We start from the raw sequence: 26,234 nt of genomic DNA, 5'->3' as shown, positions 1-26,234 counted from the left end.
ATGGATAAAATTACTGAATAAAGGAATTCTTCAAATTAAAATTCAGCACTTTGGCTGTATCTAAAACTAACAAAAATCCTGTAGCTAATGGGTAAGCACCTGCTAGGAACTGACGCATTCTTCCTGTGAGGGTGGCGGGTGGGGGTTGAAATGTATCTGCTGGTAATGTGAGAACATCGCCAACATCATCAACTAATAAACTGACTATTTGCTCATCTACACAAACAACTATATAAAATCCTAGCGGATCGTCTATGAGTTTAGCGGGTAAACCCATGGTTGATTTACCCATATCTAATCTTTGCTGTAAATCGATAACAGTTAAAATTTGTCCTCTGAGGTTAATTAAGCCACAAATATCCGGCGGTGCTAAAGGTACGGGTGTTAATGTGTGGGGACGAATCACTTCTTGGACATCATTTACGTTAATTCCAAATAAAATTTCCTGAATCAAAAAGGTGCAAAGTTGTTGTTCAGCTACCATAACTCGCTGACAATAAATAAGGGTTGGCAATTTGAATTACTGCATCAATGTCAATAATTTCTGTAATTTTACCTTGAATTACTGTACAAAAAAGTATGCCTGGTCTGCTAGGAATACCTGTAATTGTTAATGGTTCGGTAACAATGTCAACAATTCTATCAACTACTAAACCGACAGTTACATTTGGGTTAGGGGCGACAATGGCAATTTCTAATGTTTCGGTTGTTAATTCTAATTCTCGATGATGGCGATCGCTAAATATATTGTGTAAATCTATTAAGGGTAAAATTTGGCTGTGATGGCGAAAAACATATTGATTTGCTACTTTCTCTACAGATGAGGGGGGAATTTTTTCTAACCGCAAGGCTTTGGTTAAAGGAATGCCCATCGGTGCAGCTTCTGGCCCGGTAAATAGTAATATCATTTGGCGATCGCTTTCTGCATCGGGAATCTCTCCAGCCGATTTACTGACTAATTGCTGCTGTTTTTGACTGACACCTGCTTGTTTTGCTAAACCGACGACATCAATAATTAATCCCACTTTGCCATCACCTAAAATTGTAGCGCCAGCAAATAAACATATCATATTTAATTGCTGTCCTAGCGGTTTGACAACTATATCGAGGATATCTTCGATGGTGTCTACTACTAACCCAAAGCGATAGTTATCTACTTGCAAAATTACAATACTCAAGGTTTCTAAATAGGTGTGATTTTCTGGATTTTGTAATACCTGATGTAAATAAACTAAAGGAATTAAATCTCCCCGCAAGCGATATACAGGTACATCGTAAATTATCTCAATTTGCTGAGTTGCTGATTCTACTTGTAAACGAATTAATTCTTGTAAATTTACTTGAGGAATTGCATAGCGCTCGCCACTACTAGTCACAATTAAGGCGGGAATAATTGTTAATGTCAAAGGCATTTGAATTTTAAATTTTGTGCCTTTTCCCGATTGACTCTCAATTTCAATAATTCCGTTAATTTTTTCAATATTTGTCTTGACAACATCCATTCCTACCCCTCTTCCCGACAAGCTGGTAACTTGTTCGCTAGTGGAGAAACCGGGTAAGAAAATTAAATCTATGGCTTGGGAATCGCTCATAGTTTGAGCTTGATTAGCGGTAATTAATCCTAGCTGTTGGGCGCGTTGTTTCAGTCTTTCTAGATTAATTCCTCTCCCATCATCGCTAATTTCTATATTAACTTTACCGCTTTCATGAAAGGCGCGCAGAGATATTTTGGCGAGGCTGGGTTTACCTTGAGCAGTACGTTCTGCTGGTGATTCAATGCCATGATCGATACAGTTGCGGATTAAGTGAGTTAAGGGATCTTTAATGGCTGCAATCATACTTTTATCGATTTCTGTATCTACCCCTAACATTTCTACTTCTACTTGTTTACCAGATGCGATCGCTAAATCGCGAATTAAGCGCGGAAATTTTTGCCAAATACTATTAATTGGTTGGAGACGAGTTTTCATGACTTGTTCTTGTAACTCGCCTGTAATTAAATTTAAGCGCTGACAAGCTGTATTTAAGCTATTATCTTTGAGTTTGGCAGATAATCCTATCACTTGGTTGCGAGCTAACACCAATTCTCCTACCAAGTTCATTACCCGATCTAACAATCCTACATGAACGCGGATATGAGATTCGGAGGCGATATCGCTATCGAATGACTCTACTGACTCTCCAATTGGCGCTGATGGGGATGTAACTGTATCTGCTTGCGGCTGTTGCAATGCTGTTAAGGTTTGCGTCAGTGCTGTATAATCGCGATCGCTTTCTTGTCTGGTAGCGGCAATGACAGACAACATTTCTCGGATACTGTCGATGGTTTGCAGTAAAGTGCTGATGATTTGGGGAGTAATTGCTAAATTGCGATCGCGCAGACTCGAAAGCAAACTTTCCGCGCTATGAGCCAATGCTTCTAACTTCGGAAACGGTAAAAATCCACAGTTACCTTTAATGGTATGGAGCGAGCGATAAATTCTGACTAATTCCTCGCCATTTCCCCCGTCTTTCTCTAATTGAATAATGTCTCGTTCCAGACGATCCAAATTCTCGTAGCTGTCAACGAGAAATGCTTCTATATCATCATCAATTTCGGCTAACTCCATTGGATTGCTAAATGGTAAATTTATTATTTTAATCCTAATTATCCGCTAAAATCAATGTATATCTCTCTTATGAGAGATGTTTATCTGACTAAATGCTGAAAATATAATGCTACATTCAAAAACGAAAGTAAAGACATGGAATGTCCTGCTTGCTATTCATGTAAAACTTTTAAGAATGGTTGGCGTAAAAATAGATAACTTTACAAGTCTAAACAATAAAATTGTTAGTTAATCAAATTATCTAACTTTTGGATTTATACACCCACTCTCCAGAAACTGTGTCTTTTAATGTATCTGCGGTGGATGAATGTCAGCAAGAACCAGCAACGAAGCAAAATGTAAAAAAGCTAGCATCAAAAAAGGTAAAATATCCACACGAGGGTTTTTGCAACTTCTACATTCAGGCAAGAATGATTATCAGAACTTACGCGAAAGTTACGAAAAATCACACCACAGAAACTTTTAGGCAAATAACTAAAAGCCTAATTGCACAATTTTTGCACTTGATAGATAGTAAGAGGTTAAGCTAATGACATTGGTGTTAATTATCGATGATGCCGCCTTCTCTCGCAGAATGATTCGCAAATTTTTGCAAGTAGATGGTTATGAAATTCTCGAAGCTACTAATGGACGCGAGGGATTAGAAATGGTTCACAAACATCAGCCAAACTGCGTTTTAGCTGATATTTTAATGCCTGATATGAATGGGTTTGAATTTTTGCAAGCTTTACAAGATGAACAATTAAAAATTCCTACCATTATTATATCAGCAGATATTCAAGAAGGTTCGCGCCATCAAAGTTATCAATTAGGAGCAGTGAATTTTATTAATAAACCGCCGAAAGAAACCGAATTACGCGCAGCCGTTCAGGAAGTTGTGAATAAGGAATCAAGCAACAGATGAATGTGAATGTAACAGCCGAACAACTGGACGCCTTGCAAGAATTAATTAATATAGGAGTAGGGAGAGCAGCAAGTTTATTAAATGAAATGGTAAATTCGCACATTCGGTTAGAAATTCCGTATGTGAAAGTATTTACAGCCGCCGATGCTTATGAAGAATTAGCGACAAGATTTCATGATGATAGTTTAGCAGCAGTGAGACTCGGTTTTACCGGCCCCTTTTATGGAAATGCTGGTTTAATTTTTCCCACAGAAAGCGCTTCTACATTAGTTGCAGTTTTAACGGGAGAAGAACCAGGATCGACAGATTTAGATGCAGTCAAAATTGGTACTTTAAGCGAAATTGGGAACATAGTTATTAATGGGGTAATGGGTTCGATTGGTAACGTGCTGAAACAGCACATGAATTATACGTTACCAGTTTATTTAGAAGATAGAATTGAGAATTTACTCGCATCTGCCAATGTCAGCGAGTCAAAAATATTGCTAGCTCAAGCGAGATTTACGGTGGAACAATTAGAATTAATTGGCGATATTATTTTAATCTTTGAGTTAGATACCTTTGATGCCTTGATTAATATTATTAATCAAGAAATGGGAATTTAAAAAGCAAAAACCATAACCAAATACCAATTAGGAAAAAATTCACAGTGATCTGATGGAAATATGAACAAAATTGAACAAGCTCAAGAAAAATTTGCCCTATTAGATAAAATTACTTTAGGAGCTTTTGTTCTACAGTCAGACTACAGTGTTTTATTCTGGAATTGTAGTTTAGAAGAATGGACACAAATTCCCCGCAATCGCATTTTAGGCGATTCAATTCTGGATTATTATTCTCATCTCAATCAGCCGCGTTACCTCAGCCGCATTGAGCCAATTTTTCAAGGTGGTCCCCCAACAATTTTTTCTTCTCAACTACATAAATTTATTATTCCCGTACCTTTACCCCAAGAAAAATACCGCATTCAACACACAACAGTGACAGCAGTACAAGCTGAGGGTGAAGAATTTTATGCTTTATTTTCTATTCAAGATGTAACAGATTTAACCTTCCGCGTTCACGAATATAAACACCTGCGCGATCAAGCTTTAGCCGAAGCCGAAGCCCGCCAGAGATCGCAAGAAGCCGCCGAAGCTGCGAACCGCATCAAAGATGAATTTTTGGCGATAGTTTCCCATGAATTGCGATCGCCTTTAAACCCTATTTTAGGTTGGGCAAAATTACTCAAAAAACGCACCTTAAATGAAGCCGCTACCTTACGCGCTGTAGAAACTATTGAACGCAACGCCGAATTACAAGCGCAATTAATTGATGATTTATTAGATATCTCGCGCATTCTCCGAGGTAAATTAGGGCTAAATTTAGAAACAGTGAATTTAGCAACAACCATTGAATCCGCTTTAGAGACAGTACGTTTAGCTGCTGAAGCTAAATCAATGCAAATTCAGTTAAATTTAGATCGCCAAGTCTCCCCAGTTAAAGGTGATAGTAGCCGTCTGCAACAAGTTGTCTGGAATTTACTATCAAACGCCATTAAATTTACCCCCAATGGAGGAAAAATAGCAGTCAAATTACAACAGGTTAATTATGAGGTAGAAATTCAAGTCAAAGATACAGGTAAAGGTATTAGTGCAGATTTTTTACCCCATGTCTTTGAATATTTTCGCCAAGCCGATAGTACCATCACCCGCAGATCGGGGGGTTTAGGACTAGGTTTAGCAATTGTCCGCCAACTGGTAGAATTACATGGCGGTAGAGTTTGGGCAGAAAGTTTCGGAGAAAATCAAGGTGCGACATTTACTGTTTCGCTGCCAGGGATACCCAAAACGCGGAAATTAGCAGATAGAGATAGCGATTTATCCGAAAATTCCTATACCTTATCTGTACCTTACGCACCTTTAGAAGGAATTAAGGTGTTAATTGTTGATGATGATGTTGATACCAGAGAATTTCTCGCTTTTTTATTAGAACAGCATGGTGCAATCATTACCAGCGCCGCCTCAGCCGCAGAAGCACTAAACGCGATCGCTCAATCCATACCAGATTTATTATTAAGTGATTTAGGTATGCCAGATGTCGATGGCTACGCCCTAATCCGTAAAATCCGCAGTTTACCAGGCGATCGCGGCGGCGAAATTCCCGCGATCGCCCTCACAGCCTACGCCGCCGAAACCACCCAACAACAGGTATTTGCGGCGGGATTTCAACTGCACATCGCCAAACCAGCCGATCCCGCAAAATTAGTAGCCGCGATCGCCGCAATTGTTAAACGTTGAGAAGAGGGTAGCAAACATGATGCAGAAACCCCCAAAAATTATGATTATTGGCGGCGCAGCCACAGCATTAGCACTGCATCAGGCTGGATTTGATGTGACTGTTTACGAACGCGCTTGTGAATTAAAAGAAGTCGGTGCGGGAATTGCCCTTTGGGCAAATGCTACCCATGTATTAAAAATCCATTGTCGAACAGTCCTTGCGATCGGGGAAAATGGGAGAATTAGCAACTCCTTATGCTGTCGCCTTACGCAACACTTTTATGAAGCTTATGGGAGGAGCAATTAACAATAGCTTTTACTCAATTCATGCTTACAGAGTTTAATGTTAACTTTTGTTTTTTGAGCGCACATAGCTAGTTTAGCAACCCCGATGTCATATCAGGTTCGCCTAAATACTTACGATCACAATGATGCGGAGATTTTTTAATCGTCAGTGATTTACCAGACTTAATATCACACACTGTTAAGATAATCGGCAGTTAGTTACTGGGCAATATAAATTAAATCCCAATTCAATTCAAACTATGTTCTTGACAAAAGTGATTGGCTTTGTCTTCTTTGTAATGCTCTGTGTACTAAGTGTAATGATATTAAACCTGGGGAAATCGACATACGATCAACAGGCAAATTTTTATCAACCCATTGACTATCTGGAAAATTCTCAAGAAAACATAGATCCTTGGCGTTGGCGAAAACCGAATATTAAACTGAGAATTCCCTATGACGGCAAAAGTCATCTAGGCATTAAAAATGCAGTAGGTGTCAGTAGTTTTATTTTTCCAGAAGAAATTCGTATTTCTCATTTCATAGCCCATTTGGCAGGTGTTTTTCTAATTGGAAACACCATTTTCATGTTTTTGCATTCTTGCCAAACAGAAACAATTACTGAAATCCTTTCTTTTGATCGGCTTCTAGTCTACCTTTTACTGTTAAGCTTAGGCTGGTTGTGCTTGCAAAGTAGCAATCTCGTTTTACAAATCGATTTATATCCAAATTGCATAGGGATAGTTATCAAATATGCATTATTTTGGCGGCGAACAATCATCTATAAACGAGATCATAGTTTAACTGTTACAGGTAAGCTTCAGTCATTTTGGACTATGGAAAATGGACAATTCCTACCCGATTATAAAATCACAATTGGACATTCTCTGCTGGGATATTTTCATGTAACTACAACCTTTAATCTACATTGCACTCAAACTACTGGGTCTTGGGTTGTTGGGGCATTAAAGCATTGGAACTCAATCATCTAATTTGAGATTTTAAAATATGGGGAAGAAATCACCAATGCCCAATGCCCAATGCCCAAAGCGGCGGGGCGGCTATCCTTCTCCACCCACAAAAGGATGAAGTTTCCCGCCGCTTTCAATTACTTCCAATCTTCCCACTTTTGGTTAAAAATGGAAGTATCAGGAAAAGCAGTAGGATTGCCGTTTTCCTTTAATAACCGTTTGAGTGCTTCTAATTGCGGTTCATATTTGGGTAAATCATCCACTAATTCATAGGGTGCGATCGCATTTTTTAACGCAAACGCCGCCACAGTTCCCGCAGCCGCACCAGCAGACCATTCAAAGGAATGGACGCGATAAGCTGCTGCTGCAATGTGGCTAGTGGCTATACTTTTACCGCCGACGATTAAATTGTCAATTTTTTGGGGAATCATGGCTCTCAGGGCAATTTGGAAGGGATAAGCTTGACCAGCGCCCCTTCTTTCCCCTGCACGTTCTGTATTACCAGGTTTCTCTGGTGGAGTTTCTGTCATACAGGGGTGGAAGTCAATCGCGTAGTGACCGATACCTACAGAATCAGGGAAAATAGTTGAACGAGTCCGCCTTAAAGCTTTATTTGGGTCAATTTGCCCCGTAATTACCGAAGTAGCTTCTAAACCTGCTAGTGCTGCTCTTAACTGCCGATACATATCTGCGGGCAATGTATTGCGGTAATATTCATCGTTGTAGTCACGGCGAGAAATATCAATTTCCCAAATTCCAAAACCCGAAGCCTGTCCCCAACTGGGACGTCCAATAATCCGCCGTCCTTCCCGCATATAAGGGTATTTCGACAAGCCAGATGCAGTTCCCATTGGGGAATCTAGCCCTGATAATAAGCGGTGATTGGGTTGTGGCTGCTTCACCCCATCCCCTAATTGGGAATCTGTGGTTCCCGCAACTAACCAATAGTAATAGGAAAGGGATTTTTCTTCACCTTTGCTTAAAGCTTCGGTTCTCAGTCCCCCCATCCAACCACCAGGCTGTAATTGTCCGGTACTTTGCAACTGTTGGCGAGAATATATCAAATTATCAACCGCAGTTCCTGGACGGTAATCATTACCCCAAGTCCAGTTTTGCATGGAGATATCCCCAGGCTGAGAAGCGGTAAAATTTACACCACCAAATTTTGTGGGTTGTCCTTTTTTGGGACTCCAAATCCGACGGTAGGTAAAAACCAAGTCAAAATTCGCCAATCTTGCCAATTCATAGCTGAAATATGGCGCATATTGGGGATAATAGGGAGGCATGGTTTGGGGTTGTGGATCTTTTGTTGCCTCCATTGCAAAGGTATAGGTAAAACCCTGAGTACAATAGGGATCGTTTTCTGTACTAGATGCTGAAGGTTCTAGGTAAGAAAGTGCATCAATCCCTAAACGGTAGGGAACATCAGCCAAACCTATAATTTCCCCGGTTTCGCTAGCATCGACAACATACCAATTTTTTGTAGCGGTTTTCGGGTTTTGTTGCGGTACAAGCCGGATAATACTTTTCGTCAGGCGCGATGAATCTGCATAGGTATAAGCATCTTCAATGGTTTGGGATAAAGTATAACTATTGAGAGGTGCTGCACCTTTGGCTGGTTGATGTTGAATAGCGATCGCACTATTAATTATTTTGCCATCAGCGCTAATTTCTAAATCTTTAATTACAGTATTGGGAAACCAATTTAATTTACCCTTACCTCTTTTCTCCGCATCTTTGAGCATCTGCGACAAAATATTATGTGCATCGCGGGGCAAAAAACAGGAATCGCTTACCCAGCAATCCCCAGGATTCAGTTCGCCATACTTGCGCTCAATGCGGTTGCGTAATTCCAAATAACCGCGAGAATAGAATTGACGCGCCCGTTGGGTAGGGCGTTCGTCTAACGCAGATGTTCCCTGTGAGGAAATTTGTCCTCCCAGCCAATCGGTAATTTCTGTTAAACAAACAGTCCTCCCAGCTAGCAAACCCTCGTAAGCTGTAGCTGCACCAGATAATCCCCCACCGACAACCAAGATTTCGCAATTTACAGTTTTATCTGGCGTTCGCGGTGGTGTGGCGAATATCGCCGCATTCGGTACCATCACAGCCGATATCAAGCTGAAACTAATTAATGATTTCCTTCCATAAGCTAGTTTTCGTCTATACTTCATTTTGGAGAATCCCTTCAAATCCAATATCACCTGTAGACGGTAGCACTTGATAAATGTTTAGCCAAGTATTTTTCTCAACATATACCGATAACATGTGCGGACTGTTGGTATAGGATAGGGACTAGGGGCTAGGGGCTAGGGGCTAGAAAAGAGAGGTTTGGTGATGAATAACGACGTGGTAATTTTTCTTGTGAGTGCTGGGTTGCTGGTGGTTTATCTGGTGTTCTCCGCTTGGACAGAGATGGGAACAAAGCTACCCTGGAAGAAGTAATATCAATTCTCCAAAATCATTGTGAGGACTGTTGACTGTTGTACGGGCGGGTTCACAGATATTCTCACTGATTCATGAATATCTCCCATAAACCCGCCCCTACTGACTGTTGACAGCCCTGATTAGTAGTTATGCAATTTAGATGTTATCAGCCATTTTAGGGTTTTTGCTGCCAAAATATGCAATCTTTTTGTGGTTGTGAAAGATGTTGAGACAACAACAATAAATCCTCATGTGATAAAGATAAATAGCCATAGAATGACTGTGTTTGTATTCTCGAAGTGTAATCATAAAAGAGGGCAAATCTATCACCAGCTACAGGGACTTTTCCCCGGTGAAAGATACTCCCAGTAGATGCAATAATCACTGTACCCGCAGCACCTAGACAGGATTTATATTCAGTTGGCGAGATAACTTTTTGCATGGTTGCATCTTGAATGTAACCATGATGATATTTTAATGATTGGCTTAATGATGATGTTAACGCGAGGGGAATATATTGAAATGGCCCTCTATCTTCAGACATATCTTGCAAATAAACAATAATTTTCAGGACTTTTCTATCTTCTTTATCTATATGCCATAGCCGAGATTTTTGTTCTATTTGATTAGCAATATCTCGCCGCAGGTATGCCCCGTGATAGGCTACTGGTAAGCCGATATAGGTTTCTACTAAATTAATTAATCGTTGTTCTAATCCCCATAAAAAAAGCTCTGGGTATGCCATAATTTGCTGCGGGTTAGCATGAACTACGAATTCATTGCTATTATCTTCGCTAGGACTGGGTATTTGATACATCAAGCTTTTTGCTGATTCAAACATGCTGGTAGTTGATGCAATTCCCAAAGCTTCTAGGGAGGTAATTGCTACTCCTTCATTGTTGATAGTTTCGATGAGATTCATCTCATCAGGAGAAATGATAGGTAAATTTACAATATGTTTAGCCAAAGCTTCCTGATATTCAAGTTCAGCTTGATGTTGCAGGAATGGCAAATTATAAATATTTCTAATTAAGCGATTTTGTATCTTTTGCAAAAGGATACTCATATTGTTTTTGGTTAGCCGATATATCAGCTATATAAGGATGAGATATGCAGTTTTAATCTATTTATCTTGATTTGTCCAAGCACTTCTTGATGAATTAGCAAAAATTTATTCTAGCTTCATAAACTTTTGATTACTCAAAAGTTGTCTTCAGGTTAATAAAAGTTACTTGGTTTTTGGTTTTGTAAGTTCTGTTATTGGGTAGATAGATAAGAATTAATTGCTAAATATGCTACTTAATAACCAGTAAAATTATTGGATAATTTTACTTTTTTTGAATACATATATCACATTAAATTGTTACAATAACCAGCACTAAATTACTGTGATGATTATCTTTATTTATTGCTTGCCAACATTCTTAAGTAATATATTTAGCTGGATGTTCCTCACTACATCAGATATTGGCAATAAATTTTACCAATCTCCAGTAGGATGGCAAATTAATCTCATGGTGGTTACATGAGAATGGGTTTTTTACGTAAATTTTTTCTACAGAGAATAATAAGGACAAGAATTAACTAGAAATATGAGATTTGAGTATCTACATCAGTCCTAAATCATTTGCGAGCATTCACTCCCCCAACTGCTGCAAGAAGTTGGGGAGGTAAACGCCGGGAATTTTGTCTCCCAGTCTGAGAGATTAATTATCCTGGAAGTAAGGAAATGCGATCGCGCGTTGCTAGTCTAAGCTTGTCCATTCGCTTGCTTGCTCAAAGAATGACTGCTGTTGTCAACTACCTAAAGAAATAAAAGAAAGTCTAAATATTTAGCCTTTAGCTAGTTGTTGGATTTATGTAACAGATTAAAAATATTAACTATGGCAATCCGCTACTTTCTTGTATGTTAATAACAGGCTCATGCAACTCAAAATAGATGTAATTAGGCTGGCTGAAGGCGGAAGACAGCCCATAAATCGCTCCTTTCTCCTAGACCACATTAATAAAACTGATAAAGTGATGAATTTATACTAAAATTCTCTTGGCCATTGCCCAGTCTCAGATATCTTGAGTAGCTTTTTTAGCTAAATTTTATCTGTAGCGATCGCCAAGGCGAAATTTCACAATTTACACAGGAGTGAGAAATTTTCAGGAAAGTGGCTAGATTGGTAAATTTTTAGACTTCTCGATGTCAACCAAATCGTTAGCACTTTCCTAAATTGCATTCAACATTGAGAACCAACTCGATTAATTTTTGGAGGAGACTTTCATGTTTACTTGGTTTCGGGGTTCAGTTGTCAAAAGCAGTTTGTTAGCTTTGAGTGTATTATTTGCTAGCTTAAGTCCGATGGCGATCGCGCGTCCGGGATTGGCGCAAAATACTATAATCTCCCAAGATACAACTACACCAGGAGCAGCTACAACTAACTTATCTGACGTTGGTTCTAATTACTGGGCGAGTCCGTTTATTGTCGCCTTAGCGCAAAGAAACATCATAGCCGGGTTTCCTGATGGTACCTTTAAACCCGATCAGGCTGTGACTCGCGCCCAATTCGCCGCTATGATCCAAAAAGCTTTCAACCAGAACCCAGTGCGACAATTAGCCGCAGGCGGATTTACAGATGTTCCCGCTAATTATTGGGCTGCGGATGCGATTCGAGAAGCCTACGAAACTGGCTTTATGTCAGGTTATCCCGGAAACAGATTTTTACCTAACGAACAAATTCCTAAAGTACAGGCGATCGTTGCTATAAGTAGCGGTTTAGCATTAACTAGTAGCACCGATGCAGCTACTGTGTTGAATACTTACTATACAGATGCGTCAGCCACTCCAGATTATGCGGTGAATGCTGTTGCAGCTGCTACACAAGGCAATATAGTAGTTAACTATCCCCAAGTTAGACAACTCAATCCCCAACGGACTTTAACCAGAGCGGAAGCCGCAGCTATATTGTATCAAGCTTTGGTAAGACAGGGACAGTTACAACCCATTGCCAGCAATCTTCCAGCTGCGAGTTATATTGTTGCTGCTTCTTCTACCCCTACTCAACCTGGTAGTACAGATATTGTTGGATTAGCTGCATCTAGCGGTTCGTTTACGACTTTAACTTCTTTATTAAAAACCGCAGGGTTAACAGATATCCTGCAACAACCAGGCCCTTATACTGTCTTTGCTCCCACCGATCAAGCATTTGCGGCGTTACCAGCCGGGACTCTACAGCAGTTACAGCTACCAGAAAATCGCGAAACATTAATTAAGCTGTTGAGATATCACGTGATTTCTGGACAATTAACTTCTAATCAACTCTCCACCGGGGAACTAAATACCATTGAAAACCAATCTGTCAATGTTAAAGTTGATACAGCTAATAATCAAATTGTGGTGAATGATGCCCAAGTAATTCAGGCGAATGTCCAAGCTAGTAATGGTGTCATCCACGCGATTAACCAAGTCTTAATTCCCCCAAATCTGACTGGACAGCAACCTGGACAGCAACCGGGTACAGGTACTACCGATCCAGGTGGGACTCCTACTACTGGTGAAGTCTCTCCTGGTAGAACTACCCTTGGCGGCCCTAGCTATATCGGTGTGGCTGGTAACATTGGTTTAACTGGTGCTAATGCTCTTAGTGTGGGTAACTTCTCAGTTATCAGTAAAATCGGCTTGACACGTAATATCTCCGTGCGTCCATCGGCTGTGTTTGGCGATAATACCTTAGTGTTGGTTCCTGTAACTTTAGATTTTGCGCAACAACCAGATACAGTAACCGGACAACGCCGCTTCCCCATCGCGCCTTTCGTCGGTGCTGGTGTGGCTATTGATACCTCTGGCGATACAGATGTTGCGTTTATGGCAACTGGTGGTGTGGATATTCCTATTGCCAATCGCTTTACAGTCACAGGTTCTGTGAATGCAGCCTTTTTTGATGAAACTAGTGTTGGGTTAATACTAGGTGTTGGTTATAACTTCTAGTAGCTGTCATTTGTCAATGGTCATTGGTCATTGGTAAGGATTTCTAGGCTATTTCCCATTTGGGCGTTGCTGAGTAAAAGTATTAATTTGTCTCACGCAGAGACGCAGAGGCGCAGAGAGTAAGAGTTTGAGAAATCGAATTTTTGACTTTCATACCTCGATTCAGCAACGCCCCCATTTGGGACTTCCAAATCAAAAAATATCCCAATTATTAACTTACGGCGTTGCATAATTGCGGGATGATTTATCTCACGCAGAGGCGCACCAGACGCAGAGAGAATAAGGAGTGGAAAATTTCAATAGGTCAAAATTCATCCCCTAATTCAGCAATGCCTAACTTACCAAGGCCGCGACTCGTAGGGGCGGGGTAACCCCGTCCCTACAATTTGATTGGGTGATGGGAGAAATTGAGGCAACAACGGCTATACTATCGCTGGAGAGTATTGTGTAAGAAAGTAAGATGCTAGAAGGTAGAGAACATAGCCCGCGATATAATGTTGTACCGCATCTGAATGAGAAACGCCATCATAGCTATCTTCGTCAAGCTAAATTATTGTTGATGGCTGGCTTGTTAATACTTTTGAGTGCTTGCGGTACGATTGGGTTACTACCAACTAATCAATTAGTGCAAAAAGCGATCGCTCTCCAACTAGAACAAACGCAACAACAACTTAGCCAAAAGCTAGATTTAGATTTGCAAGGCTTTGAAATTCAAAAGCTCGCGATTACCGAGCAAAAACCCCTGACTATCGAAAATTTACCAGCTTTTCGGGTGCAGGGAAAGTATGATTTAACAATTAAGTTACCTAAAAGACGCTTGACGCAACTGCAACAACCCTTTGATATTTATCTGCAAATTCAGCAAGAGGGGAAAACTTGGCGATTGCTGCTACCAGAGAGGGTGGGGAAAAATACTGAACCTATTTGGCATAGCTATTTAATTCTATAGTTGCTGTGCAGCTAAAAAAACTATCACATTATACCCGTATAATTGCCCAGGTATCGCCATCATCAAGGTAAGCTAATCTGCTTTTAAGTTGCACAATCCATTGTGAAGGCTGTTGACTGTTGACGGTTGACTGTTGACTGTTGACTAGTTATGCAATTTAGATGCGCATTAGCTTAATAGTTTGATGGAGGGTAAGGGAAGATGTATATTAATTTTTTCGTCAGTTCCATTGCGGGAATTGTCGTATTAGTGCTGGTGGCTTTTGGCTTGTTGCAATGGTTGCATATACCAGCAGGTAGCTTTCTTGACTGGATAATTGGCGGTGCAAGTTTTTGGTGGTTGTTGGTAATTGTTACCGTCCCCTGGAATGTGCATTTTCAGGCCAAAGAAGTGTTAGCAGAAGCAGCACGTTCGATAGAAAAAGGTATTCCTGTAGATAATAAACAAGTACAGTATGTCAAATTGTTGGCGAAGCGATCGCTTTGGGTGGCTTTAGCCTTACATTTATTTTCGGCTATTGGTCTTTATACCCTAGCGGCAACGGGGATTAGTACTGTAGGTTATATTAGCTCCGGTGCAGCTTTGTTATTAACTATTCTCCGTCCCTCTATCCGCGCCTATGAATATTTATATGCCAGATTAGCGATGATTCGCCAAGAATGGCAATATCCCCGTGAAGATATTATGGAATTGCGCGATCGCTTTTCTGCATTGGAATATAAAGTACAGCGCCTAGAAGAACAACTGGATGCAGAAGAAGCTGACTCGATTGTGGCGAAGCAAAAACGCTTTAGCGATGAAACCCGCCGGGAAATAGCCAGAATTATCGCCAATTTAGAAGAATTACGCGCTACCAATCAAACCGAACACGAACGGTTATCTAGAGAAGCCAGAAATGCGATCGCGCAACTTTCTACCGATGGACAATTTCTCGATCATGTCCGCGAAATTATCCGCTTCTTTAAAACAGCATAGTGTTAATTTGTAAGTCTTCCAGCAACATTTTGCAAATATAAACATTGAGTATTAAGTAACTTAGTTACTTAACTAATACCAATATGAAGATGCATATAATCTAGCCTGCGCAGGCAGGCTTTGTAATTATAGCCCCAGGCTTCCAGCCTGAGGGCGTTAATTTGCAACCTCATATAGAATCGATATTACAATGAAAATCTAGAATTTGTTGATGAAAATTGGATTTTATAGCAATCCGGAATCATACGTGAGAAAACACTGAACATGCTAATGTCTTTTCAAATACTCGTATTAATTGAAGTTTGAGGTTAAAATTATATACTTTGCATAATATATAGACTAAAAACAAGTTTTATAAATCACGCTTAAATATTTACGTGTTTTCTCATAAATCATTTATGATTGCTATAGATATCGATTCGCCAATACTTATAAAGTGAGGAGAAAATGAAATTGCGTTCTGTTGCTGTTGCTTTGAGTTTCACTATAGCGGCATTAGCTATATTTATAGATATAAAACCCAGCACTAGCAATGTATCCCAGGAAAGTAACCAACAAGCTGAGAATAATACATTGGAAATAGTAAAAAACCGTGCTGATTTAATTCGTCTCCAGAATCAAAGAGTGAAAATCATTGGAAATTACACATCCACCAGCAGGAAACCTAACCCCCAATTAACAGGAATCCCTGGTTTTACTGGACTTTATATCAAGGCGCAAATTGTGCTTGAGGATGGTACTAAAGTTAGTATTTTTCCTTCTTGGAATAAACAATCATTGCGATCGCCTGAAGAAGTCGAAAAATATAACGATAAAATTGTTGAAGCCATTGGCGTAGTCCAATTTGACGCTAAAATCTTTCCTAACTCCAGTACCAGCGAATCTTTTATTGAATTAACTCAGTTGAATTTGTATTCACAGATGCAGCCTTAGTTAGGGGTAATACCCCTTGGGGGGTAGGCATCCTAGCGCATCATCCACAGTTTTCGTAAGATTATGCTTCCACAAATACCGATAACACCAGCGCCAGCTTTACACCGTATTCACTGGCGCTTTTATTATTGCTTAAAAGCAAAGCTAGAAACCACCCGATTGAATACGCCTTGATTAAAGACAGTTGTCGGTCGTCCTTGGTTAAAATTAAAGGGAGTGGAGATAGTAATTAAATATTTGCGATCGCGACTTAATAAAGCCACCTTTTTCTCTACCCCTAAAGTGCTGGAAATGTAACTAATAGCAGCTTGATTCGCTACTTTAATATTAGTCAATTTCTCTACTGTGGGGTCATTTTGCTTGATAATTTCTGTTAAACTACGATTTGGTGAATTGATGGGTGTTGTATAAATAGAAATATTTTTAGGATATTCTGTAGGTGCTTTGTTTTTTAACAAACATTGTGCAAGTTGAAAACTATTAGGGTCAAATACCAAAATTCCATTCTCGCGCACCGCTAAAGTTCTGTAATTTTTGGGAATATTAAATTGATAGCCAAATCTTGCTTGACGAATTACTCTGCTTTGATTTGCAGGGGACACTACATTATTTTGCGGACAAACTTGAGCCTGTACTAAATGCGGGTGAATAGCAAAAGTTACGCCTGTTAAGACAGTTGTGAGGAAGATATACTTGAGTTTCATAATTTGTCTATATATCTATATTGCTGAGTTAAACAAACTGAGCAGTTAGAATTAATTAATCTTAAGCTTTGCAGCCGATTTAGATATATTGACGATATGAGAAGATAGAAAGTGCCGATAATAGCTGATAGATTGCGTTTGATTTTAATAAAGACTATCGTTTATCAATCTATTTTGAAGGGACTATAAGCCATATACAGCGAATTGCAAGTTGGTGAGTGTACAGATAATCGTTGATTGTAGGGGCATTGGCACTGCCATGCCCCGAAGCGCGTACCTCATTTACCTGAAATATGCTGTATGAAGTTAATCTAGGTTAGTTTACCAAGGCAAAACTGAAAAAATAGCCTAAAATATCGATAATATGCTCTTTGCGCTTAATTTGATTCATGAATAAGAAGACTAGACAACCATTCTTAGGATTGCTGAAATTTGTCTTGTTGGGAGTTTCATTACCCTTGTTATTGACAAGTGAGAATTGGGAGAAGGCAAATATTCAGCAAGAGAGTAGTCTGGTATATGCACAAGTATTAGCGCAATCTACACCTCAACCTCAGCAATCTGCGAAGGTAAAAAAGACAAATACATCGGCTGAGGAAAAAGAGCCAGAAAAAGAGGATAAATCTGATGAAAAAAATCAGGATTTACCTTGGACAGTAACGGCGGGTGTGTTAGCGGTTATAGTAATTTTGTACCTGGGATTACTGCGTTTTTATCCCTTATTGCTGCTGCGGCTACCTGCGGAATTGAAAATTCCTAAAACACCAATCACACCAGAGTTAAAAGTACCAGTTACTTTTGTAATTTGGCTCAAGTACCGTCCTAGAGTTCTTGATGCTTGGGTTGATAAACACATTCATACTTTCGAGAAGAAATTTTTACAAAATGAAACGGTTGATGAACGCAAGGATTACGTTTCTCTCCCCGTGAAATTCAACAATCAAGATATTAAAGAACTGACAGCAACAGACTTGAGAGGAACTTTTAAAACAGAAAAGCAAATAGAAAAACGAGTAAGGTTGCTGATTTGGGGTGAGGGAGGTTCGGGAAAAACAACTATTGCTTGTCAAATTGCTAAATGGGCAATGATTAAAGACAAGTCTGAACGCCTGAACGAAGAACACTTAATGTTGCCGATTTTAATTGAGCAAGAACTGAAATTGCAATTAGGTGAAGGTATCAAGCCTCTAATAGAAGAAATTGTAGGACATATCCAAGAGTTGAGCGACAGCGAACAAAAGATTGTTGATGAATTGCTAGTAGAACAACTGCTACGAAAACGCCGGATTCTCTTAATTGTGGATCATTTCTCGGAGATGAATCAACAAACCCGCGAGCAGATTAATCCCAACCTCCGAGAGTTTCCAGCTAACGCTTTGGTAGTTACTTCACGGATTGAGGAAAAATTTAACGGAATCGACACCAAGATAAAAACCCTACGTTTTAATGGTGTGAAGTTGGAATATTTTATTCAGCAGTATATAGAACAATGTAAAAAATGGCAACTTTTTGAGGACGATGAGGACGAATTTTTGCAAGAATGTGGCAAACTTAAACGCATAGTAGGTGACAAGCAAACAATTACAGTTTTGCTAGCCAAGCTTTATGCAGAGCGGATGATTAATGCTAAGGAGAATTTATTAGTTAGGGAACGTTCTCTTGACAATATCCCTGATTTAATAATTGACCACTTAAAAAAGCTAAATCGAGAAGTGGAAAGAAGCACTGCTGAGGAATATCACACACTTGAGCCAGATGCAAAGCTGATTGCGTGGAAATGTCTTGAGCAGAACTATAAGCCAAGTTATGTAGAGCGAAAGTCTGTAATTGATGCCTTGGGGCAAGAAAAAGCTGATAAAGCCCTGGAACATTTTGAGAAAAAACTTTATTTAATTAAGTCTGGAAAATCAGGTACAATTAGGTTTGCTTTAGACCCGTTAGCTGAGTACTTAGCAGGACTATATTTAGTAGAACGTCACAAAGAAAATGAAGCAAGCTGGCGCGAGTTTTTAGCAAAAGTAGGCAGCAATCCAGATAAACGAGAAGAAATTAAAGGTTTCCTGCTTGCAGTCAGAGAATGTTGTATTGCCAAAGGCATAGAAGCAAAAGTACCCAGTTTTGTGGAGGAGGAACTAGGTAAACTCGCAGGGCTGGATGTGGAAGCACTCAAACAAGAACAACTCAAACGACGTATTCGCCGCCTAATTAACGATCTGTTTGTTCCAGAAGTAGAAGATAGGCGACGTGCTGTTAAAGAATTAGAAAAGATGGGCGTGGCAGCTAAATCTGCTGCTCTTGATCTGGTTAAAGCTTTGAAAGATCTACATTTTCTAGTGCGTAGCACAGCTGCCGATGCGTTAGGTAAATTAGGCAATGATTCCAAGCAAGTCTTGGAAGGACTACTAAAACTACTCAACGAACAGGATTATTTTGTGCGTGAAAGTGCTGCCGATGCGTTAGGTAAATTAGGCAATGATTCCAAGCAAGTCTTGGAAGGACTACTAAAACTACTCAACGACCAGAATCTTTCTGTGCGTCGCAAAGCTGCCTATGCGTTAGGTCAGTTAGCCACCAATGCTTCCGAGCCAGTATTGCAAGGACTACTAGCACTATTCAACGACAAGGATGATTTTGTGCGTGAAAGTGCTGCCGAACTGTTAGGTCATCATTTAGGCAATAATTCCGAGCGAGTCTTGCAAGGGCTACTAGCACTACTCAAAGACAAGAATTATTCTGTGCGTGGCATTGCTGCCAATGCGTTAGGTCAGTTAGGCAATGGTTCCGAGCGAGTCTTGCAAGGACTACTAGCACTACTCAAAGACAAGGATGATTTTGTGCGTCACAGTGCTGCCGAACTGTTAGGTCAGTTAGGCAATGGTTCCGAGCGAGTCTTGGAAGGACTACTAGCACTACTCAAAGACAAGGATGATTTTGTGCGTGAAAGTGCTGCCAATGCGTTAGGTCAGTTAGGCAATGGTTCCGAGCGAGTCTTGGAAGGACTACTAGCACTACTCAAAGACCAGGATTATTCTGTGCGTCGCAGTGCTGCCAATGCGTTAGGTCAGTTAGGCAATGGTTCCGAGCGAGTCTTGGAAGGACTACTAGCACTACTCAACGACAAGGATGATTTTGTGCGTCACAGTGCTGCCGAACTGTTAGGTCAGTTAGGCAATGGTTCCGAGCCTTCCACCTAGCACCATAGCGTTTCGTTGATTTAGAAAATGTGGTTGTTGTAGGCGATAATGCGATCGCCTGTTGTTGTTAACCTTGTAGTAGTGCGATCGCTTATCGCCAGTTGTTTTTGATTAAATAAGCGATCTCTCTTTTAGCTAGTTTTTCTCCTCCACTATCAGTGTAGAATCAGCCGCACGCCCAAATTCTTCTGGTGTATATTGTAAATGTGCTTGGGCACCAGGCCAGAGGAATTTACCAGGGGTAACAGAACGGACTAAGTAATGCAGGCTATAAACCCCTGGATCTAAGTGGTCAGCATAGGCGATAATGCGATCGCGATATATATTCCTAAATCCTAATTGCCAACTATCGGCTTTAGCTTGCAAGGCGGCGGTTGTAGTTTGGAAACTGGCGTCTACTGCTTCTAATCCGGCTGGTAGGGGATCTGTAATTACTACATGATTTACAGGATGATCGGTAATAATTTCTACACCAATATCAAATACTTGTCCAGGTTTTAAGGTTAAGGGTTTATCAAAGGCGTAAAGTCCAAATTTTTGCAGAATGTTTTTCTCTTCGCCTAATTTCTGAATTTCTCTGCTGACTCTTAAACCGTTAAATTTACCCGGTTGATTGCCTTGCAAGCGGTAATTATAAGCCACTAGATAATGTAATTTACCTCTCCCTGATTTTTGTAAGATTAAATCGTGGCGATCGCGTGGTAATTTATCCATTGGCACATTAATCTGTAAGCTAGGATTGCTGTACCCTTCAAAGCGGTTTTCGCCTAATTTTTTACCCGCTAATTGTACGGAAGCCACAAAGTTAGGTGGTGTGGGTTGGAGTTGGCTATATTCTACTAAGGCTGTGAGTGCTTGCGCGTTGTTATAACTAGTTTGCCACGTACCATCTCTTCTTTGAGCTAGCAAACTTTGGAATAATTTATCGACAACTTCCGGTTTAGCTTTATTAGCAATAAATAACCGCAAAGCTTGTGCTTGTGCTGTTGTCTGCGAACTCATCCATCCCCAACTATTAGGTATACTAATTACTGCTGTTCGTCCAGTTTCATAAATACTTTTTTGTAACTGGTTAAACATGGTTTTGGCTTCATCTTGCCATTCGGGAAATTGGGACAAGTACCGCGCTAATTTGATTTGATTAACTACATCAAAATTATTACGTTGTTGGTAAATATCTGCTAAGAAACTATTGCGTTTGTCGCCTAATTCTGCTAGTGCGATTAAGGTATTTAGTTGAAGTTGAGTTTTACAGACTTGCTGTTTACAAAAGTCATATTGTCCGGGGTTAGCGAGGACTTTTTGCAAGTAACTCTTGAGGCGAGACAGCTTTGCGGAATTAATCGCGCCAGGAAAGGCTTGATTGGCTTTAGCTAAGGATTCCCCTGCATAAGCAGATATCCAAGGATCTGATTTTTCTTGTTCGGGATAGGAAGCAAAACCACCATCGCCTATTTGCAGCTTTTGCAGTTGTTCTGTGGCTTGATTGGCTTGTTGATTTGTGTTGAATTCTGCAAATGTCTGTCCATATTTTTGGGATAAACTTTGCAAATGTGCTGCAATCATTAACTGACTGGCTGCTGGTTCAGCGAAGGGTAATTCTTCATCGCCTAAAACTTGTTTGGCTGGTGCTGTAATTTCTGGAACTAAGGTACTAGCCAGTTGAATATCTAAACCTCCCGCGTTGGGGATGGTATTTTTATCTACATTTAAAGGTATCTTGATTTGCTTTTCGGTAATTCCTGTTTCTACAACTTGTTCGCTAATTTCTAGCGGCTTAATTTCTAAAGGTAATTCAAATGCATCGGCTGCATTATTTAACTGTGTGGTAAAGCGGATTTTCGCCTCTCCCACATCTTCCGCCAACATGGGGAAGCGATAAGCTTGGGTAGTGGTTTGTGCTGGGGTTTGTAAATTGGTGGAGGTGGGGTTATTCTCGGCAAATTTGACTGTACCGCTAATTTCGCCGTTAATTGAGAGGTTTCCGCCGTTTCCCGTGTTATTGGTAACTGATAAACCTGCGAGCAGGCGATCGCCTGGACGGGCGAATTGTGGCAAAATGGCGTTAGTGAGTAATGGTTTTGTCGTGATAAAAGTGCGATCGCCATTGCCAAATCGCAAATTACCATCGGTAGCTACAGCCATAACTCGCCATGTAGTCAAGTCATCGGGAAGTTTAAAGGTTATCTGTGCTTTCCCTGTGGTGTCGGTGAGTACAGCACCATTGTAATAAGCTAAGGCTTGAAAATCTGTGCGCACCCTGGTATTTGCTGCACCTGAGGAAAAGCCACCGCCATAACCCCAGCCTTTGGGTTTGGGGATATCTTCGGGTTGAATGACGACATCGGGACGATTATCACTGAAGCGAGTTGCGATCGCTTGTTCGGCGTATACTGTATTTACTAAATCTGGCGGACGATAGCCGGATAGTTGCAATACAGCTTCATTCACCACCATGACTGTAATTTGTCCGGAGGTGGGATTACCTTGGTTATCTTTCAATTCTAGTTGTACAGTTTCCTCCGCACCAGGTTCTAATGATGCTTGCAGTGGGTTAACTTGTACTGTTAAATATTTATCTTGCAAGTTGACTTTAAAAGGTGCAAAGCCAATTTTGACTAATTTATCTAAACTTCCCGGTTCTACTTCCTGAATTGGTTTACCTTGTCTGACTAATACAGCTTGTACTGCTGCATTGGGTAACATTTCTGGGGTAACTGTAAATTGAATTTGTGGTGCGCCTCCCTTGACTTTGGTAATTTGTTGAAAGAGAGGTTTGTCTTTAATGACTGCAAAATACAATTCTGCTTCTGGGTAGGGAGATTGGATTAATGCTGTTGCAGTTTCCCCCGGTTTAAATTCTTTTTTATCTAATTTAACTTCTAGCTTATTTTCATCTGGCGCACCCCAATAAACTTGATTATCTCCAGTTACCCAAATTTGTAAATCTGTGGCGCTGATTTCGTCTTTGGTATCGCTAAAATTTGCCCTAATTCTATAAGAACCAGATGCTTTTGGCGTTAAAGTTACCGATTGGGGATTACTTGCAGATGTGACTTCTACTTGTCCGACTGTTTTATATTCAACTTGATTTTTTGGAGTGCGGCTACCTTCAACTACTTTGGTAACGCTACTATATTTTATCTCTTGTAATTCCAGCTTTAGTCGTTGACCTGTGAGCAATTTTCCGCTAGGGTCAGTAACAATGGTTTCAATATTAAATGGTTTACCAGCATCAGCCACAAAATTACTTTTTAACCCAATCAAGCGATTACTCGGTAAAGCGGTAAAACTTTGGGAATTTGCTACCGATAAATTAGAAACATCTGCAACTTGTACATCTACCCGGTAAGTCATGGGGTAAGGTAAATCTTTCGCTACCGTGAAACTTTGTTCGCTTTTCCCATTTGCATCGAGTGTAGCAGTAGTTTGTAAAACATCGCTAGTAACATTCGGACTTTCTTCCGGCCAAAACCATTGTCTACCAAAACTAAATTCTTCCCAACCTTTAGGGATAAAATTAGCTTGCTGGCGAGTCACAAAATATTTGGCTTCCCCTCCTTGTACAGGCGCACCAAATAAATAATTACTAGCAGCTTTCGCCGCAACGGTATCGCCAATGAAGGCAAATTCTTTATCTAAATTCAGTTCCACTTTAAAATTAGGCGGTTTAAATTCAGCAACGCGGAATTCTCCCGAAATTTCTTGCCCAGCTTTCCCCTTCGCCTCGACTGTATAATAGCCTAAGCGTTGAGTTTTACTAATTGGTAATTCTAAAGAGAATGTCCCAAATTCATTAGTCGTTTTTGTGCCTAAATTCGTTCTTTGTCCATCAGGATTGACTAAAGTTACTTGGTAAGCTGCATTTTTATCTTGCTGAATGTTACCATTTTGTAAATAATCGGCGAAACCAGTTAACCAAGCTTTTTCACCAGGCTGATATAACTGTCTATCAGAGAAGATAATTCCCCGCGATTCTGGTTTACCATCTTGCCAACCTGCATCAATACCATAACCATATACGCCGCTATATTCTTCGGTTCTCGTAAATGCCCAATCTTGATTTTCACGGGCAATTATTAATAATTCTGGTGCTTTTACTAATCTTTGACTACCAGGAAAACATTGCTGTAAATCTTCAGTTTTAATATTTAAATTACCCCTATCATCTGTTTTCCCAGTTGCGCAAGGTGAAACTGACAAACGAGATTTTGCATTTAATTGTGATTGATAAATTTCTACAGATGCAGCTTTCACAGGCGCACCATCACTTAAATGATGAACGCGAATTAAACCAGAATCAGGAAACCATTGAGAAAATACACCTAAATTGGTTAATTGTACTAAGCCGTAAGTTGTAGGTTCCCGCCAGAGTTCTTTACCATTTTCTTGATATTTATTAGTCCTGGCTTGCACGCCATAGGCTAACATTCCTGTAGGTGCAGAGAGTTTTTCTCGCAGAGGGACGTTAATATCAACGGCTTGGTTATTCTTTCTGGCTACAGAGAAACTTTGCCATTCACCTGGTTTAGGTAATAAATTACTTGCGTAATTATCGTAAACTAAATCTGTTGGCTGAACGACTTTATAAGCGGCTTTATATTTCGCCTCTGGTAAATTGATTGTATTGATATTTAACTGTAAATCTTTACCAGCAGGGAAAATATTTAAATCTGAAGGAAGCCAAATATCTCCAGCTACATCGCCAGTGTCATAATTAACGGTAACGGGTTTACCTAAAGTTTGTCCAAATTTATCTTTGAGATTTCCCCCGATAGTAATTGTATAGCTAGTTGCTGGCGCTAAGGCATAGGGATTTATATTAATTACTCTATCTTCATCGTTAACTTGGATGAGTCGGGGAATATCTTTTGGTGTTGGGGTAATGGTGATATTTTCTTTAGCTGAATCGGGAAGGATGATGTTATTAAATTCTAATTGCGGACTACCTTTAACAAATCTCCCGTAAGTTCCCCCGGCGTCTGGTTGTCCGTAATAATTAATTTTTTGTAATGCTAAAGGTGAATAGGTAGCTAATTTAGTCGCGAATTCTTTTTCGCTAGCTAAATTACCATAAGCGGGACGAATTCCCGGCGCAAAGTTTAGGCGATAATGAGTAGCTGTGCTGAGATTTTGTTGGGGAATCAGTTTGTAAACCCAATTGCGTTGTGACGGATCGAATTTTTCTAAAGGATCTTCGGTTTCTTGGGGTTTATCTTCTTTAACTAGTTCTACTTTAAAGCTGATCTTTTCTGTTTTACCTTCGGGAATTAGCTGTAAATTTTTGGCGACAGAATTAACATCTAATTCCACATTCGAGGTAAATTCTAATTTAGGCTGTAAATCAATTGGTTGATCGTCAGCCTTTTCCATTGGGTTAACGCCTGGTAAATTCGTCAGTTTAATCGGTTCTGTGTTGAAAGTCCAAGCTAAATCTTGATTTAAACGATGTTTTTTTAAGTCAGATAAGCCAGATTTTAGGGTTACTTGAAATCTTGTGGCTTGGGGTAAGGCTTTATCGGCTTGAAAACCCACCATGCGCGGTGTTAAAAAGCGAAATCTTCCGGGGATAGGTGGGGTGAGTTCAAATTTTTGCAGTAAATTTTGCTGTTCTGGACTATCGAGGCTTTCAACGGGAATTAATGCTTCTTTAAACCTGATGCGGATTTGATTGAGGGGTTTTGCATCGCCAATGGGACTAATTTGTTCTATCCAATCTGGTAATTTAGGCGGTGTGAGAGGCGCAACTGTTGGTAGTGGTTCTTTTCCTGAATTAATCCCGAAAAAGTTACACCCTGCTATGCCTAGCATTAGTGTGAGGGTAAGTAGAAATTTAATTAAAGTTTTAATAATCATATTTAATATAGATATCTCTTGTCTTTGCGCCTCTGCGTCTCTGCGTGAGATTATTCTATAGATAACCAATGAGAGGGGATTGTTCCTAGTAATAACTACAATTCTTAATGATGGATGATGGTTTTTAAACGAACCGCGAAGACACGAAGGACACGAAGAGAGGAGGAAGAGGAGGAAATTATATTAAGAAGTA

17 protein-coding genes are annotated in these 26,234 nt (G+C 40.0%); 11 read left to right on the top strand and 6 right to left on the bottom strand.

The features are described 5' to 3' along the window. Positions 1-10 precede the first annotated feature (10 nt). The gene (locus AACW45_RS35645) at positions 11-484 is read right to left on the bottom strand and encodes a chemotaxis protein CheW (protein ID WP_190630427.1); all 474 of its coding nucleotides are present in this window, start codon (positions 482-484) and stop codon (positions 11-13) included. Next, the gene (locus AACW45_RS35640) at positions 474-2,609 is read right to left on the bottom strand and encodes a chemotaxis protein CheA (protein WP_190630426.1); all 2,136 of its coding nucleotides are present in this window, start codon (positions 2,607-2,609) and stop codon (positions 474-476) included. Before AACW45_RS35640 ends, AACW45_RS35645 begins: the two co-directional genes overlap by 11 nt. A gap of 529 nt (positions 2,610-3,138) precedes the next feature. Here AACW45_RS35640 and AACW45_RS35635 point away from each other — a divergent pair. The 5 genes from AACW45_RS35635 to AACW45_RS35615 all read left to right on the top strand — a co-directional run bounded on the left by AACW45_RS35635 (position 3,139) and on the right by AACW45_RS35615 (position 7,048). Continuing rightward, positions 3,139-3,513: a response regulator gene (locus AACW45_RS35635; protein ID WP_096642065.1), complete on the top strand. Its 375-nt coding sequence runs from the start codon at positions 3,139-3,141 to the stop codon at positions 3,511-3,513. Further along, positions 3,510-4,118, top strand: a complete 609-nt coding sequence (locus AACW45_RS35630) for a chemotaxis protein CheC (protein WP_199331017.1) — start codon at positions 3,510-3,512, stop codon at positions 4,116-4,118. The genes AACW45_RS35635 and AACW45_RS35630 overlap by 4 nt, the downstream gene beginning before the upstream one ends. A gap of 60 nt (positions 4,119-4,178) precedes the next feature. Continuing rightward, positions 4,179-5,792 (top strand): hybrid sensor histidine kinase/response regulator, encoded by a 1,614-nt coding sequence (locus tag AACW45_RS35625; protein ID WP_190630424.1) that lies wholly within the window; start codon positions 4,179-4,181, stop codon positions 5,790-5,792. A 16-nt stretch (positions 5,793-5,808) separates the two neighbouring features. Next, entirely contained in the window at positions 5,809-6,078 is a 270-nt protein-coding gene (locus tag AACW45_RS35620) for a hypothetical protein (protein WP_190630708.1), read from the top strand. A 238-nt stretch (positions 6,079-6,316) separates the two neighbouring features. Next, positions 6,317-7,048 (top strand): hypothetical protein, encoded by a 732-nt coding sequence (locus AACW45_RS35615; protein WP_190630422.1) that lies wholly within the window; start codon positions 6,317-6,319, stop codon positions 7,046-7,048. A 116-nt stretch (positions 7,049-7,164) separates the two neighbouring features. On the opposite strand, the gene AACW45_RS35610 is transcribed toward AACW45_RS35615, so the two are convergent. Both AACW45_RS35610 and AACW45_RS35605 read right to left on the bottom strand, forming a co-directional pair. Continuing rightward, the gene (locus AACW45_RS35610; protein ID WP_190630420.1) at positions 7,165-9,201 is read right to left on the bottom strand and encodes an FAD-dependent oxidoreductase; all 2,037 of its coding nucleotides are present in this window, start codon (positions 9,199-9,201) and stop codon (positions 7,165-7,167) included. 428 nt (positions 9,202-9,629) lie between these two features. Beyond that, complete coding sequence (locus AACW45_RS35605) at positions 9,630-10,520, bottom strand: 2OG-Fe(II) oxygenase (protein WP_190630418.1); 891 nt, start codon at positions 10,518-10,520, stop codon at positions 9,630-9,632. 325 nt (positions 10,521-10,845) lie between these two features. Here AACW45_RS35605 and AACW45_RS35600 point away from each other — a divergent pair, with 325 nt between their 5' ends. The 5 genes from AACW45_RS35600 to AACW45_RS35580 all read left to right on the top strand — a co-directional run bounded on the left by AACW45_RS35600 (position 10,846) and on the right by AACW45_RS35580 (position 16,287). After that, on the top strand, positions 10,846-10,983 hold the full coding sequence (locus tag AACW45_RS35600) for a hypothetical protein (RefSeq protein WP_190630416.1): 138 nt from the start codon (positions 10,846-10,848) through the stop codon (positions 10,981-10,983). Positions 10,984-11,726: 743 nt separating this feature from the next. Then, entirely contained in the window at positions 11,727-13,430 is a 1,704-nt protein-coding gene (locus tag AACW45_RS35595; protein ID WP_190630414.1) for a fasciclin domain-containing protein, read from the top strand. Between the two features lie 559 nt (positions 13,431-13,989). Beyond that, on the top strand, positions 13,990-14,379 hold the full coding sequence (locus AACW45_RS35590) for a hypothetical protein (RefSeq protein ID WP_190630665.1): 390 nt from the start codon (positions 13,990-13,992) through the stop codon (positions 14,377-14,379). Positions 14,380-14,580: 201 nt separating this feature from the next. Beyond that, on the top strand, positions 14,581-15,354 hold the full coding sequence (locus AACW45_RS35585) for a hypothetical protein (protein WP_190630412.1): 774 nt from the start codon (positions 14,581-14,583) through the stop codon (positions 15,352-15,354). 447 nt (positions 15,355-15,801) lie between these two features. Next, on the top strand, positions 15,802-16,287 hold the full coding sequence (locus AACW45_RS35580) for a hypothetical protein (protein ID WP_242045571.1): 486 nt from the start codon (positions 15,802-15,804) through the stop codon (positions 16,285-16,287). A gap of 125 nt (positions 16,288-16,412) precedes the next feature. On the opposite strand, the gene AACW45_RS35575 is transcribed toward AACW45_RS35580, so the two are convergent. Next, positions 16,413-16,991, bottom strand: coding sequence for a hypothetical protein (locus AACW45_RS35575; protein WP_190630410.1), 579 nt, complete (start codon positions 16,989-16,991; stop codon positions 16,413-16,415). 389 nt (positions 16,992-17,380) lie between these two features. Between AACW45_RS35575 and AACW45_RS35570 the strand changes: the two genes are divergently transcribed. After that, complete coding sequence (locus tag AACW45_RS35570; protein ID WP_190630409.1) at positions 17,381-20,185, top strand: HEAT repeat domain-containing protein; 2,805 nt, start codon at positions 17,381-17,383, stop codon at positions 20,183-20,185. 135 nt (positions 20,186-20,320) lie between these two features. Here AACW45_RS35570 and AACW45_RS35565 read toward each other — a convergent pair whose 3' ends face one another. Then, on the bottom strand, positions 20,321-26,041 hold the full coding sequence (locus AACW45_RS35565) for an alpha-2-macroglobulin family protein (protein WP_190630407.1): 5,721 nt from the start codon (positions 26,039-26,041) through the stop codon (positions 20,321-20,323). Positions 26,042-26,234 lie beyond the last annotated feature (193 nt).

The sequence above is a fragment of the Calothrix sp. FACHB-168 genome (assembly GCF_963889195.1).
Classification (GTDB): Bacteria; Cyanobacteriota; Cyanobacteriia; order Cyanobacteriales; family Nostocaceae; genus Aulosira; species Aulosira anomala_A.
This window is presented reverse-complemented; position numbering and strand designations above follow the sequence as displayed.